Source organism: Thermodesulfobacteriota bacterium (assembly GCA_040757775.1).
Lineage (GTDB): Bacteria > Desulfobacterota > UBA8473 > UBA8473 > UBA8473 > UBA8473.
Genome location: JBFLWQ010000039.1, coordinates 1 through 14,904 on the forward strand (window position 1 = coordinate 1; position 14,904 = coordinate 14,904).

Sequence of the window (14,904 nt, forward strand, 5' to 3'; positions counted from 1 at the left end):
TTTACAACATTTCTATAAAAGCCTGAACCCTTGTTTTCAACTGCCCCAGCCCTGAAAGACTGTGGTCTACCTCCAGTGTTAAGACGGAAACTTCTTCCTCCAGTCTCTTCCTGAAAATAGCTGATTCATACACAAAAGGATGACAGTACTTTATGTTAAAATAGATTATACCATCAACGTTAAACTCTCTTATAAGCTCCTTAAGATAATTGTACCTGTCCTCTGATGGATGCATGCATGCACAAAGGGTTCTTTCCATGTTAAACCTGACAATGGCATCCATCGGATCCTTATTCGGCTTTGTCTCATACCAGAAGTACTTCGCAGAGGTGCAAAGATCATCAGCAACTACTACACCACCCATATCTTCTACCAGCTCTATGAGGGTAGGGTTGTCTATGATGCTCCCGGTAATCAAAATCCTTGGACCATCTGCATTTTTGATCTCTCTGTCTTTTACCTCATCGATGAGCTGCCTCAATAAAGGGTTGGCCTTTTCTTTGGGCATTAGCATGGAGGCCATCGCTGTCCTCAAGAACTCAGACCCTGAAATAGGCGGAATTGCCCTCTTCCTGAAATCGTTAAGCCCCTTGAGTAATCTCCTAGTCTCATCATAAAGTTCTATTGACTTCTTTAAGGATTCTTCTGTTATTTTGTTTCCGCTCAGATCTTCCATGAGCTTTTTAAATTTATCCAGCTCCCTGCGATAGAATTTAAACCCTGCTTCATCGTACATCTTTTGAGGGTTGTTAACCATATAACAGGGTACCGAATCTACATAAGTGCCCCACATGTTGTAGAGATGCCGTACCGCATCACATGTGTTGCATAACACCATACTGTCCAGAAACCCGAATTTCTTATCCATGGCAAGATCAAACAGGTTCCTTACGAATTCACAGGCACACGGCTGGAAGTAGGAATCAGCCTTTGTGATAGGTTCCGGGGTGCCAAAGGTAGGGAAGGGTAACATGCCGGCGGCATGGATTATCTCTTCGGGGACATACATGCACCTGTGCCCAACCACCTTCTTACCGTCTGTTTTCCACTCTTCGATTATCTGTTTAGGGTTATCGAAGATGTCTTTCATTCTCTCTAGAGTTACCATTTATTACCTCCTCTTGCTTGCTAACAGAGCCTCAATAAATGAATCAAGATTGGCCTTCGAGTTAGCATCATCATACTCTCTTATGTCCAACCCATCCAGATCAAAGATGGTTGTGGGGACACCAACCTCTTTATATACGGTATCCTTAATTAATCTCATATACCCGGGCAAAAGCCCGCAGCTCCTCTTGACTGATCCTATTAGCCCATCGATGCGAAAGTCTTTTACAATCTTTACAACAAAATCCAACATATTTTCCGATGTCGGATTAAATATATCAATGAGGGCCTTAGAAGCAAGACTCTCAAGGGGTTTCTCAGGGTCCAAAATAGAAGGATCGTATGCTCCCCCCACTGTATACTCTACCATACTCTTTACAACAACAGCCCCATATTTCTCCACGTAGTTGAGAAGTCCCATGTTATAGACAGGTGGTACTCCAAACCACATCAGCCTCAACTTTTCGTCATCGAGAACCCCCTCTTTTCTTTCTACTTTATGTTTCAGTTCTTCAAGTAACTTTTCATATAGGGTAACCCCAAGCTGGGTACCGGCCAGTGAAACAAGTGGATAGCAGGTATTGAAGCCGTCAACTGCATTCATAGGGGTAGGCACAGCCTTTCTGCACCCGTCTATCTCGTTCCAGAGCTGGACGAGTCTCTTGGAAAGGCGAACGGTTTCACTCAGTTTGTCCATATCCATTTTGAATCCGTGTTGTTCCATAAAAGTTATGGCACCCTTCAACTGATTAACGTAGTACTCAATGGCATAACCAGGGATATACTTACCCCATGGGTTGATAGGGGCATCAACGTAGTAGTAAGGAATGCCATAGTGATCAGCCACATACAGGAAAGACTTGGACTCTGATATACATGGAATGTTACTTGCTACTATAATATCAGGCGGAGCAAAAAATTTCTCAAGGTATGGGTCCCTCTCCTCTGCAACCGCGCACCCAAGAAAACACCTGTGAAAGGCGCAGACATCTCTCGGGAATCCTTCTTCCTCGGCAATCTGCAAGTAATGTCCTGATAGCTGTTTCATTCCAACCACAATTGGTAGATGCTCCAGGTAGATTACCGGTGCATTTATCACATTAAAAATCTCTCTGGGTATCAATCCATAAGACCAGATTATTGGTTTGCCTTCCCTCTTAGCTTCTTTTATCCCCCCATAATATGCTCTAATTGCCTTGCTTATCTCCAATGTGGTCTGCATACTCTTCTTCCCTGGGGCAGTTACTTTTGTTGTCATGCTTCACCTCCTGAAACTGGAATCATTTATGGAAATTTTTTCAAAAGAACAGTTAGATAGTTAATTACTTGTAATAAAGTTGCTATTACTATAATAGTTAAGGTAATCATAATACTTACCTTTATGATATAAAATTATCACTTTTGAGAAATGTTGTCAAGTTTTTTTCTAAAAAAATAAAATATTAATTCTTCCAAATTTGATGGCTTCGTAAAAAGTTCATCTGTCCGCCTGAGGCGGATTGCACTGCACCTTTAGTCGTTGCGGCGTACCCCTAAGTACGCCTAACTCCTTAGAATTGCGCACCTTGCATCTGGTCCGCCTCTGGCGGATTACTTTGCCATTCCAAATTTGACTTTTTACGAGTCCATCAAACTTGCTTACCATACTTTATTTCAATAAATCTTAAAAAAGTTCCCCTTCAAGTACAAAATATCAACTTAAAATTTTTATTACTGTACTCCAACTAGAATCCTTTACAATTCATTATTTTCATTTCTCTCTTTTTCCTTGATATTGCATATAATTTTATGTAAAAATCAGATAACGCATACATATACAAACAGTTTTGAGGCATCAATGTCTAGTAAAATTAAGATCTTATCAGAAAGCTTGGCTAACAAGATTGCTGCGGGTGAGGTGGTAGAGAGACCTGCCTCAGTTGTTAAGGAGTTGGTAGAGAATTCTATCGACGCTGGTGCAAAAGAGATAATCATCGATATTAAAGCCGGGGGAAGAAGGTCCATACGGGTACTGGATGACGGTGAAGGAATGGACGGAGATGACGCCCTGCTGGCAATTGAAAGGCATTCTACAAGTAAGATATTTCAGGAGGAGGATCTCTTTAAAATCAAAACAATGGGCTTCAGGGGAGAAGCACTGCCGAGTATTGGATCGGTTTCAAGGATGCGGATTACAACGAAGCCCGACGATTCTTTGGCTGGCACCTGCATATACTCTGAGGGGGGAAAGATCAAGGATGTTTCTGAAGCCGGCTGTCCTAAAGGGACAACCGTTGAAGTCAACAATCTCTTTTATAATACACCAGCCAGATTAAAATTTCTAAAGACAGATAATACGGAATTAGGTCACATTGTTGACGTCGTTACCCAAACAACCCTGGCAAATCCTGAGATACACTTTAAACTCCTTCATAATGACAAGATAATCATCAATGCACCTATTACCAAAAATCTTCTGAATAGAATGACTGCGGTGCTGGGCAGAGATGTCTATGAGAATCTGTACGAGGTATTGCTAACACAAGAGGCTATAGATATCAGGGGATTCATATCTCAACCCAATTTTACACGTTCAACGGGTAGAGCAATTTATACTTACGTAAACAGGCGATTTGTCAGGGATAAGGTAGTTAATCACGCCATTATGGAGGCATACAGAACATTAATAATGAAGAATAGGTATCCTGTAGTAATCCTATTTATCAACATGCCGGTTCATTGGGTTGATGTAAATGTCCATCCAACTAAGAGAGAGGTACGGTTTAAGGAACAGCAGAAGGTCCATGGCCTTATTGTTGAGGCATTACAGGCTACTTTAAGGAAAGCCCCGTGGATTAAAGAAAGATTGGTAATTCCTTATGAGACACCACCTGTAGATTCAAAGGTCGAAGACCATCATCATAGAATAGCAGAGTCCCCTGTCAGGTATTCCTCTTCCCCTCTCCCTCTTTTCTTCTCTTCTTTGATCCTAATTAGTCAGGTTAACAACACTTATATACTCTGTTCATGCGATGAAGGATTAATCCTTGTTGACCAACATGCAGCCCATGAGAGAGTCATCTTTGAGTTACTAAAAGAGGAATACATGAATTCCAGTGTTGTCTCACAGGGGTTATTGGTACCTCAACATATCGAGTTGGGCTATAGGGAAGCCAGGTTTTTGGAAAAACATATCAGTAAACTATCAGAAGTAGGTTTGGAGGTAGAGCCGTTTGGTGGGGATACCTTTATGGTCAAATCTGTTCCACAGATACTAATCAATAAGAACTATCGCCAGTTCATTCTGGATATCATTGATGAACTCTATTCTTACGATAAGTCATTCAAATTAGAGGAATCTGTTGAAAAAATCCTGATTCTAATGGCCTGCCATGGGGCTATTAAAGCCAATCAGCGCCTGAGCCCCAGGGAGATTGAAACCCTGTTACAACAACTGGACAGTATAGGGTCTTCTACCAACTGCCCCCACGGAAGGCCTATTTTGAGGAAGATAACATATCAGGAGATAGACAGGATGTTCAAAAGATGTTGATTAGGGTAGAAAAAAGATAGGGTTTCTGGGCTTCCTATCCTTTCGTATTTCAAAGTGAAGGTGTACTCCGTTGGTCCTTCCGGTATCCCCTACTAGTGCTATTTTCTGACCTTTCTTTACAATGTCTCCTACCTTAACCAGATTACACTCATTGTGTGCATAGATAGTTACGTAATCATCCTTATGACTGATGAGGATCAGATTACCATAACCCTTTAATCCCCTTTCCCCCTCTCCGCTGTATATTACTTTCCCGTCATCTGCGGCAATAACTGGTGTACCCTTTGGGGCAGCAATGTCTATACCGTCGTGTTTCCTTACATCTCTGACACCAAATCTGGAGGTTATCTCTCCCTTTACCGGCCATATAAACCTACCTTTATAGTAAAAGATTCCACTTTTTTCAGGGATATCCTCTTTCTCTGGTGGGTAGGCACTTACCTTTAAAACCCTATTCGCCCCCGGGATAAATATCCTCTGGCCTATTTCAATCCTCGTTGGATCATCTATATCATTTATTTCGGCTATATCCTGGATATTGGCATTATAGGTTTTTGCTATCCTCCAAAGGGTTTGCCCTTGTTCTACACTGTGGTATACGCCGTATATGGTCCTGCCACACGCGGCAAGAAGTATCAGAAAAATGAGTATTGTACTTTTCCCTTTGGATGAAATCATTGCTCCTTAACTGGCAGATAGTAATCCTATAGCGTGGGAAACGGCTTCTCTTGCATTTCTTGCCTGTATAATCTCTTTGCTCACATCCCAGGTGTTGAGACCCACTAAGGGTTTTCTTAGTTTAAGGGCAATGGCGATCTCTGATAGGGTACCATAGCCTCCCTCAACTGCAATTAAGGCATCGGAAGAACGTACTAAAAGGACATTTCTGGCATGCCCTAAGTCTGTAACAATAGAGACATCTATATAGGGGTTTGCCTCATCTGGAGTATTACCAGGCAGTATCCCTATAGTTAATCCCCCCTCAAGCTTGGCGCCTCTGGCAGCGGCCTCCATAACACCTCCCAGCCCACCGCATATCAAGATTGCCTTGGATTTAGCGATCTCCATGCCTACCTCCTCGGCTATTCTTTCTACTGTAGGAGAGCACTGTCCTGCCCCAATTACTCCAATCTGCATTGGAACCTCCTTTCGGTGGATATCTTTGCTTTATATTTCTAACCGCTGTTAGCTGAATGCTTATCAGAACACCCACTTAATGGCAAGGAAGCCCAGAATCAAAAGGGCCATGAAGACTATAGCGAGGATATTGAAGTATCTATCGACAAATGACTTTATAGATGGCCCGAACATATAGATTAAGCCTCCGACTATGAAGAATCTGGCTGACCTGCTTAAAATGGAAGCCAGAAAGAAGGTGTAAAAGTTGATTTTAAAGGCACCTGCAGCAATGGTAAATGCCTTATACGGGATAGGAGTAAATCCTGCTACAGCGACTGCCCAGGCATCGTATCTGTTGTATAGCTGCTGGATATACTGGTACTTATCATTAACCCCGTAAAAGTCTATTATAGGCTTTCCTATAAATTCCATAAATTCAAGGCCTATAAGATATCCAAACCCTCCTCCCAAAACCGAGCCTATAGAACATACCAGCGCATACTTGAATGATTTTTGGGGAATGGAGATGGCTAGAGCAATTAATAAGACATCTGGCGGAATAGGAAAGAAAGAAGATTCAGTAAAGGCTAAAATAAAGAGTGCCCAGGTTCCATAAGGAGTCTCTGCCCAGTGCAGAACCCAATCATATAGTTTTTTTAACATTCTTTTTCACCTGAAAATCCCCTCCTCTCAACTACTAACTGATGCTGATGTCATTTTACAACTCTTATTTGAGCCCTGAGATTTGTCTTCTTTATTTAACTCTTCCAAAAAAAAGGGATTGGCAACTGTTGTTATAAAACCCACGTGGACAGTTCTTCTAAGAAGGAGTAATCTGTCAGCTCCAGGCGAAGTGGGGTAACCGAAATACAGTTTTGAGCAATAGCATGAGAATCAGAGTCTTTTATCTCCTCGAAACCCAGGTCGTTATTACCAAACCAGTAGTACTTCTCCCCTCTGGGATCGACCTTTTCAACGATAGAACCGCCGTGGAACCTTTTACCCTGTCTGGTAATCCTGTATGGGAATGTTCCCTCTATCTCAGTATTTGGTACATTTATATTGAGAAATGTACCTTTAGGAAGCTTGTTTTTAAGGAGATGTTCAGCCAGTCTTACAGCAAAGATGGCAGCAGTTTGGAATTTAAAGTCCTTCTCAGCAACTAAGGAGATTGCAAAAGATGGTATGCCGAGCATAGTTCCTTCTCGGGCAGCAGCAACAGTACCAGAGTAGACAATATCATCCCCAAGATTCCCGCCCTTATTAATTCCTGAAACTATTAAATCAGGTTTCGTTTTTAAGATGCTGTTAACACCCAGGTTTACACAGTCCGTTGGGGTGCCATTCACAGAATAGTATTTTGGGGCAATCTCTTTTGCACGAAGGGGTTTATGTAGGGTTAAAGAATGGCTGACAGCACTCATTTCTCTATCGGGTGCCACGGCCCATACTTCCGCAATAGACCTGAGAGCATCGGTCAGGGTTGACAGCCCTTGAGAATTGATTCCGTCATCATTTGTTACCATAATCTTCAATCTTTTATCCCCTAATTTTTTCTACCCTCAGATTTTTTCTTGATGTCCAGGTTTTATTGTAAAATAAAAGTGGGGGCATTGTGAAAAGTGGCAGGGTAGACATCCCTAGTCTACCCTGCCACTTTATTTTCAGAGACACTATCTTACTTAGAACCTTTTTTGGTGTCTTTCCAGAAATTTGGAGTCCTCTTGTTAAAGAACGCGTCATGTGCCTCCTTAACCTCTGGTCTGTCAAAGAAGTCAGGTGCAATAAGAGATAGGATCTTATCGGTAGTCCACTTTATCTCATTCCCAACAGCATTAAAGCTCTGCTTTACAATCTGGAGGCAAGTAGGCGAAAGTCCCAACAGATCCTCACACCATCTATCAACTTCCTCTTCGAGCTTTGCCTCCGGAACAACGATATTTATCAGATCCATTTCATATGCCTGCCGGGCAGTGTATTGACGGCAGACCATCCACATTTCCTTTGCCCTTCTTAGCCCCAAAACATATGCCGAGGAAGCCACAAGATAACCGTGGGCGGGGCTTGCAACCCTGGGGCCGTTCTGTCCAAAAATGGCGTTATCGGAAGCGATAGTGAAGTCACAGTGATATGCCAGATGATTATGCCCACCAATACAATACCCCCTCACAGCCGCAATAACTGGCTTAAGGCAGTTTTGAATTGCACCATCAAAGTCAGGAACACTCGCCAGTGCCATACCCCCTGGACCTTGAAGACCACCATCGGCTTCCCATTCCATATCACCACCAACACCAAAATGATTTCCGGCACCAGTGTATACCACTACACCTATATTCTTATCGTTGCTTGCTTCCAAAACAGTCTCAGCTATCTCTGCCCAGCCAATGTTTGTCATAGCATTCATCTTTTCCGGACGGTTAAACATTATCCTTGCTACCCCGCCACCTACGTCCCTGTATTTCTTGTGGTATACTACCTCCTTTAGATTCATGTTTGTAACGGGTTCCCATTCTGACCATGCCATGGCTAAAATCCTCCTATAATTGTTTTTGCTTGGTTCATTTCCTTGAATAACGTTTGAGAATCTACAAGACTAATTTCAGGGGGAAGCTTACCTGCTACTTGTAAAAGTTGTGACCATAAGGGACAAGCCATAAGTGAAATACCGGCATCCTTCGCTGATTTGAGCAAACGGTGGATGTCAGTCCACCTTTTGTCTTTTTCGCTTGCTATTTGGATACCCATAGCCGTTGCATTCTTTGCTACCTTTATCTTAGTATCCCGGTTTTCCAACAGATGCGACCATCGGAAAGGCCCTCCGGCGAGGGCAGCAAGAGCTTCCTGTGTAAACACAACTCCTGCATCACTTCCGTTCTTCTTGGCTTCCATAGCCATAGCTATATTGCCAAGGAGCGAATTCTCTAAAGCATCTCGACAAATCAAGATAATATCCATCTCTATTTTACCTCCCGTTAATCAGTTTAGTTATATAGCTTCAACAGCAATTATAAGACTCTCTCTACCCCCCCCTTTCTTATTAACTGTTTTCCTCCTATGGAATCATATGCTTCAAAAGGGTGCTGCCCAATTACCTCCCACTTTAAAACTATCTATTTCCTTCTTCCAGTATGAATAATTATCAAATGGCACAGTGGATGTCAATGACTAAAATAATGTTTTTGTTCCCTTCAAATATCTCTTATAACTGACACCTTTTCTGCCTTGACTTGTCGGATACATTACTTTATTATTAAATTTCCGTACCCAAATAATAGATTAGTCACACATATGCAACAGTTGCCAAGATGAATCAAGAACAGAGATTACCTCTTTATTAAGCTAGGAGATAAGAGCATGTCTAAATCAACAGATGGTTCACCACCCAAAGAATACTATCCTGTTGTTGATACTCACCTGCATTGTTATCGGAGTGCCGAGGCAGGCCGACTGGCCATGGGATTGACACCTTCTTATACCACCTATTCCGGCACTGTAGATGATGCCATGAATGCCATGAAGAAGGCTAATATCTCCAAAGCCATCATGGTAAATACCATTCCTCTGGCCTACATGAGAGATGCTGCACTGAGTAAACTCCGTCCCGACCTTTCATCTGAACATCGTCATCAAGCAGAGGAGGAAATACAGAGAACACTTCTCGAAAGGCTGGCTAGACTCAATACCTGGAGCTGTGAAGTAGCTAAAGAGAATCCCAACCTTTTTGCTACCATAACTCTTGACCCTATCATGGGCCCTGAGGTTTTGAGGACAGAGGTACTGGATAAGGTCATAAGCCATGGGGCGAAAGCATTGAAGCTTCATCCCCCGATAGGTCGTTATTACCCGACTGATGAGTCCCTGTTTCCGGCTTATGAAGCCAGTCAAGAATTAGGCATACCAATCATCTTTCACTGTGGTCCACATCCTCATCCTGACAATCCCAAAAAGGCAGTAGAATATTCTAGCCCCCGGCACTTCGAAGCCTTGCTCATCAGATTTCCTGGACTTAAAGTAGTAATGGCCCATAACATGGGAGCCGGGATCTGTCATTATTGGCCTGACCTTTATAAACCCTATTATAAGGATGCCATATCTATCGCCAGAAAGGGATATCCTAACGCTTACTTTGACCTGAGCGCATGTATAGCCGAGGCTATTGGTGGATACGGAATGCCGCCTAAAGACATAACGGCTTTGATTCGAGATCTAGGTGCTGAAAGAGTGTTTTTCGGCAGTGATTTTCCCTGGTATGAGCCAATTGAGGCTGTTCAAGGTGTGCTGAAGCTGGATCTCGAAGAATGGGAGAAGCGCCTCATCATGGGTGAGAATGCTATGCGGGTGTTCAATATTTAGTAAATTTTCAGCTTCCTCTTTTGTTGTAAGTTGCCTTATAGCTGAATAATATCCACCTCGGCTTTTCCATGGGAAATGGTGAGGATAGCAATAGTTCCTAACTCATTCGTATAGTTAGGGAACGTGGCACTACCGGGGTTTATGAAAAGGAATCCTTGAGTTCTACACAATAAAGCCTTATGAGTGTCACCAAAAACAAGGATATCAGGAACATCTTCATGTCCATGTATTATTTCCCCAAGCGTCCCTTCTAATTCCTGGTTGGAGGAAGAACCCGAAGAATACAGAAGAGGGTGTAACTTAGGGTAGGGGAAAACATGAATAAGCCATAAAGAAAAGCCTTCAAAGTTTAGAACGTATCTTTCTTTTACTCTGCCGTTCAACGAAGACAAGTCATCATCACCCCTAGCCGCAAGCACCAGAGCTATTTCCCCAAGTTCATCAAGCACTGCAGACGAGTAAATATCCCCGGCATGTAAAATAACGTCTACATCCCTGAAAATCTCCTTTACCTGAATGGGAAGTGATTTCGCATCATACGGAATATGAGTGTCCGAAATTAGGCCTATACGCATTTTTACTCCTTTTATCTCATGACAAAGAAAGGGTAAAGGGATACCGAATAATAACCTCAAACTAAGAGGAACCGCTACAGTAGGGTCTACTGCAGTGTAGTCATATTTGAATTAATGGGCGCTGATCTTATTTATTTGAGAGAGTATAAGGGACTGTCGGTTCTTGGTCAATCTTTTTATAAATATTTTTTGTGAATTAAGTTTATTTATTGTATTTTTTTCTTGACATACTATATATTGTGGTTTATATCTAAACTCATACAATATAAGCTATAAACAGCCTAAAAACCTTAGAGCAAACCCTGTACCACTAACGTGTGGAGGCGTCTTATGAATACCTTAAAAGAGGTTGATCTTAAAAATAGAAGGACAAAAACTGACGAAGAAACCACTGATATGGCACTATTCGTTCGTACCTCTAAAGAGGACATTTTAGGCTGGAACAGGCAACGAATTGTAGATGCCCTGGTAAGAGAAACTTATATAGATATTGATACTGCAGAAGAGATCAGTAAAGAAGTAGAAAGGCAGATTATTGATTCCAAGATCATAGTTGTCACAGCCCCTCTTATAAGGGAATTGGTAGATGCCAAACTCATCGAAAGAGGTTTAGAACAGGCACGCAGGATGCACACCCGTTTAGGGGTTCCTCTTTATGATGTAGATCAGCTCATCCTCCATCCTAACAAAGAGAATGCCAATGTACCCCACGGTCCTGAAGCTACAAATCTAACTTTGGCAGAAGTAATTAAAAAGGAATATGCCCTGCTTAACGTCTTTTCACAAGAGATAGGGGATGCCCATATGCGGGGAGATATACACATCCATGACCTGGGGTTTATTGACCGTCCTTATTGTTCAGGGCAATCCCTGGAGTATATAAAAAAATTTGGTCTAAACCTCCCCAACTCACTCTCTATAGCGAAACCAGCAAAGCATCCAGAAGTCCTGCTAGCCCATATGGTGAAGTTTGCTGCTGCACTACAAAGCCATTTTGCTGGTGCTATTGGGTGGGATGCTGTTAATCTGTTCTTTGCCCCTTATTTAACAGGGTTAAGTGATGCAGAGGTAAAACAGCTAGCCCAGATGCTTATCTTTGAGTTTTCCCAGCAGGCAGTAGCTCGTGGAGGACAGGCAATCTTCACAGATATCAACCTGTACTGGGAAGTTCCTAAACATTTTGAGGATGTTCCTGCTATTGGCCCCGGTGGTACTTATACCGGCAAACCTTATAAGTACTATTTAGAAGAGTCCCAGAGGTTCGTATGGTTGCTCTTTGACGTATTTAAGGAAGGAGATGGGGTTGGCAGACCTTTCTTCTTCCCCAAGCCTTTAGTCCATATTACAGAAAAGTTCTTTCAAACACCGGGTCATGAAGCATTTCTAGACCATATATGTGATGTTGCAAGTGAAAAAGGAAATACATACTTTGTATTTGACAGAGGCAACACAGCCAAGATTTCGGAATGCTGTCGGTTAAGCTTCAAACTGGAAACTTCTGATCTTGAGGATGCTAAAGAACCCTGGAAGATGAGATATACCGCCCTTCAAAACGTAACCTTAAACTTACCTAGGATGGGATATCTGGCAAAGGAAGATGATACCAAATTGTACTCCAATATCTCTCAATTCATGGAAATGGCAGTACAGGCACATCTCCAAAAGAAGGCTTTTATAGAAAAATTATTGTCACTTGGAGAAAAAGGCCCTTTAGCCTTACTTACTATGGATAAGGATGGCTCTCCCTATCTAAGAATGAATAGAGCTACTTATTTAATTGGGATGTTAGGATTGAATGAACTGATCAAGATTCATACAGGTGAAGAATTGCAACATTCTAAGACTTCTTTGAAATTTGGCTTAAAAATAATCGCCCATATGAAGTTATTGGCAGATAAATTAAGCAAAAAACACGGAATGAGATTTGTTCTTGAGCAATCACCTGCAGAAAGCACTGCTTATCGTTTTGCTAAATTGGATCTAAAATACCATTCACCGGAATCGGGTCATATAGTCAAAGGGAACATATCAAGAGAAGAGGTTTATTATACAAATTCCACATATCTTCCTGTCTCGTTACAGGTTAATCCAATTGAACGGGTCAGAAAGGAAGGTCTTTTTCATCCACTAATAGAGGCAGGGGCATTAACCCACATATGGCTGGGTGAGGCAAAGCCATCAAAGGAGTCGTTGAAAAATTTTGTTATAAAAACCTTTAGAGGTACCCTAAACGATCAGATAGCGTTTTCTCCTGAGTTTACAACCTGCATATCCTGTGGCAAAACAGCCAGAGGATTAAGCGAAAAGTGTATATACTGTGGTTCCCTCGAGATAGAAGGTATTACAAGAATCACGGGTTATTTCACGAAGACCTCAAGTTGGAACAAGGGTAAGATGGGAGAACTCAACGATCGGTTCAGAAACCATGGCTTCTTACAGGAGAGAGAGTTAGATGTTATTAACTTACGGTAAAAATTCCATTTACTACAAGTTAAAGGAAAATAAAAGAAAGGAGGAACATTAATATCTATGGGATCAGTAAAGATATTTTGGAAATCTAATTGCCCCAAGTGTCCTGCTGCAAAGAATATGGGAATTATATTAAAAAAAGAGGGGGTCAATGTAACAAATTATAACCTGGACACTTTGGATGGATTAGCAGAAGGGGCATATTACAGTGTTATGGCAACACCAACCCTGATTATAGAAGACGAAGAGGAGAACCATATCGCTGATTTCAGAGGAGATGTGCCCACAGTTCAAGAAATTCAAAAACTCATAAACCAACATCAATAAATTCCATTAAAGATATCATTTATACTTAAATAAAATAGAGTGTTAGAAAATTTAAAATTTGGCTGTAAATAAACCGGGATACTATAAATAATGGCTACGAAAAACTCACATAAGATTCTGGTTGTAGATGATGAAAAGGGCATTAGAGATATGATCTATGCCCTTCTGACTATGGAAGGTTATTCAGTAGCCACTGCCGAGGATGGGATAGCTGCTCTTAAAAAATTACAGACCGACTCTTACGACTTAATGATTACTGATCTTGTAATGCCCGATATGGGGGGAACAGAGCTTCTCGATTGGGTTTACCAAAGGGGTCTTAAAATGGCTATTCTCATTATTACGGGATCACCAATTATCAATATGGAAGAATACCTTAAGAATAGAGGGGTCCTTGCTTGCATTCCAAAGCCATTTAAGTTTAATCATTTATCTTTCATGGTTCAGAAGGGGCTAAATCGGGAGAATCCAGTTTAGAAGAATAAAGCCCTTTCAAAAATTATAATAAATTTTATCCTGTTTTTCAGTTTAACTCAATTAAACAGTCTGGAAAGATATTGATTCAAATTAAAGGATTTTTAGAAACTTCCTTCATAGACTGGCATGGCAAGATTGTTTCTGTAATATTCCTACCTTACTGTAACTTCCGTTGCCCTTACTGTCATAATCAGGGTCTTGTGTTAACCCCTGAGAAGTATGAAAGCATTTCCATAGAATATATTTTAAATCGTCTGGACAAGTTTAGAGGATGGATTGATGGTATCTGCATAACAGGAGGAGAACCTACCCTGCATACCTTTCTCCCGGAATTTATCCGTAAGCTCAGGGCTCAAAATTTCCTCATAAAACTCGACACTAATGGAACAAACCCCCATGTCTTGAAAAACTTACTAAGCAATAAATTAATCGATTATATATCTATGGATGTCAAAGCTCCATTAGACGAAATTAGGTATTCCAAGTGCGCTGGTGTTCCAGTCAATTTAAAGGATATAAGAGAGAGTATGTCTATCCTGAAAGGGGGTACAGTCCCCTATGAATTCAGGGTTACCGTCGTTCCCGGTTTACTTGGGGAAGATGATATCATAGAATTGGCAGAGCAGCTAGTTAGACCGAGCAAGCTTACTATCCAGAACTTTAACCCATCTAACCCCCTGGATCCTGAACTTAAGCATATAAAACCCTATGATGAAGAGGAATTAAAAAGGATACAGGAAAGGGTTTCTAAAATTCTTCAGACATCAAATTCATAGCCAACAATCCTACCTCTTTTTTATGGCTCTTTGTTATGACTGTTGTCAACAAATAGAATTGTCCGCTTTTGTAACAAATGAATTGTCCACTTTTCTGTCCTCGGAGAAATGGTAAATTTGGAGTCGGAATATCTCCCCTGGGATAGAAGACGAGCGGCGGACCTAC

Annotated in this window: 15 protein-coding genes; 6 read left to right on the forward strand and 9 right to left on the reverse strand. The window is 41.5% G+C overall.

Going from position 1 to position 14,904, the window contains the following annotated elements:
• Position 1: 1 nt before the first annotated feature.
• Both AB1401_14815 and AB1401_14820 read right to left on the reverse strand, forming a co-directional pair.
• Entirely contained in the window at positions 2–1,108 is a 1,107-nt protein-coding gene (locus AB1401_14815; protein ID MEW6616723.1) for a 2-hydroxyacyl-CoA dehydratase family protein, read from the reverse strand.
• Positions 1,109–1,111: 3 nt separating this feature from the next.
• Positions 1,112–2,365: a 2-hydroxyacyl-CoA dehydratase family protein gene (locus AB1401_14820; GenBank protein ID MEW6616724.1), complete on the reverse strand. Its 1,254-nt coding sequence runs from the start codon at positions 2,363–2,365 to the stop codon at positions 1,112–1,114.
• 579 nt (positions 2,366–2,944) lie between these two features.
• On the opposite strand from AB1401_14820, the gene mutL reads away from it, so the two are divergent.
• Entirely contained in the window at positions 2,945–4,639 is a 1,695-nt protein-coding gene (gene mutL, locus AB1401_14825) for a DNA mismatch repair endonuclease MutL (protein ID MEW6616725.1), read from the forward strand.
• Here mutL and AB1401_14830 read toward each other — a convergent pair whose 3' ends face one another.
• The 6 genes from AB1401_14830 to AB1401_14855 form a co-directional block, all read right to left on the reverse strand.
• On the reverse strand, positions 4,640–5,317 hold the full coding sequence (locus tag AB1401_14830) for a LysM peptidoglycan-binding domain-containing M23 family metallopeptidase (GenBank protein MEW6616726.1): 678 nt from the start codon (positions 5,315–5,317) through the stop codon (positions 4,640–4,642).
• 6 nt (positions 5,318–5,323) lie between these two features.
• Complete coding sequence (locus AB1401_14835) at positions 5,324–5,776, reverse strand: TIGR00725 family protein (protein ID MEW6616727.1); 453 nt, start codon at positions 5,774–5,776, stop codon at positions 5,324–5,326.
• Positions 5,777–5,839: 63 nt separating this feature from the next.
• Positions 5,840–6,421: a YqaA family protein gene (locus AB1401_14840; protein MEW6616728.1), complete on the reverse strand. Its 582-nt coding sequence runs from the start codon at positions 6,419–6,421 to the stop codon at positions 5,840–5,842.
• 131 nt (positions 6,422–6,552) lie between these two features.
• Positions 6,553–7,293, reverse strand: a complete 741-nt coding sequence (gene surE, locus AB1401_14845) for a 5'/3'-nucleotidase SurE (protein MEW6616729.1) — start codon at positions 7,291–7,293, stop codon at positions 6,553–6,555.
• 143 nt (positions 7,294–7,436) lie between these two features.
• Positions 7,437–8,285, reverse strand: coding sequence for an enoyl-CoA hydratase-related protein (locus AB1401_14850; protein MEW6616730.1), 849 nt, complete (start codon positions 8,283–8,285; stop codon positions 7,437–7,439).
• A gap of 2 nt (positions 8,286–8,287) precedes the next feature.
• The gene (locus tag AB1401_14855; protein ID MEW6616731.1) at positions 8,288–8,716 is read right to left on the reverse strand and encodes a hypothetical protein; all 429 of its coding nucleotides are present in this window, start codon (positions 8,714–8,716) and stop codon (positions 8,288–8,290) included.
• Between the two features lie 399 nt (positions 8,717–9,115).
• Here AB1401_14855 and AB1401_14860 point away from each other — a divergent pair, with 399 nt between their 5' ends.
• Positions 9,116–10,114: an amidohydrolase family protein gene (locus tag AB1401_14860; protein MEW6616732.1), complete on the forward strand. Its 999-nt coding sequence runs from the start codon at positions 9,116–9,118 to the stop codon at positions 10,112–10,114.
• Between the two features lie 35 nt (positions 10,115–10,149).
• Here the strand turns inward: AB1401_14860 and AB1401_14865 are convergent, their stop codons facing one another.
• Positions 10,150–10,689 (reverse strand): metallophosphoesterase family protein, encoded by a 540-nt coding sequence (locus AB1401_14865; GenBank protein MEW6616733.1) that lies wholly within the window; start codon positions 10,687–10,689, stop codon positions 10,150–10,152.
• Between the two features lie 330 nt (positions 10,690–11,019).
• Here AB1401_14865 and nrdD point away from each other — a divergent pair, with 330 nt between their 5' ends.
• From nrdD to AB1401_14885, 4 genes are all read left to right on the forward strand, one after another.
• Entirely contained in the window at positions 11,020–13,161 is a 2,142-nt protein-coding gene (nrdD, locus tag AB1401_14870) for an anaerobic ribonucleoside-triphosphate reductase (GenBank protein MEW6616734.1), read from the forward strand.
• Positions 13,162–13,218: 57 nt separating this feature from the next.
• Entirely contained in the window at positions 13,219–13,485 is a 267-nt protein-coding gene (locus AB1401_14875; GenBank protein MEW6616735.1) for a thioredoxin family protein, read from the forward strand.
• 90 nt (positions 13,486–13,575) lie between these two features.
• On the forward strand, positions 13,576–13,962 hold the full coding sequence (locus AB1401_14880) for a response regulator (protein ID MEW6616736.1): 387 nt from the start codon (positions 13,576–13,578) through the stop codon (positions 13,960–13,962).
• Positions 13,963–14,042: 80 nt separating this feature from the next.
• Positions 14,043–14,738, forward strand: coding sequence for an anaerobic ribonucleoside-triphosphate reductase activating protein (locus AB1401_14885; protein ID MEW6616737.1), 696 nt, complete (start codon positions 14,043–14,045; stop codon positions 14,736–14,738).
• The last annotated feature ends 166 nt before the right edge of the window (positions 14,739–14,904 follow it).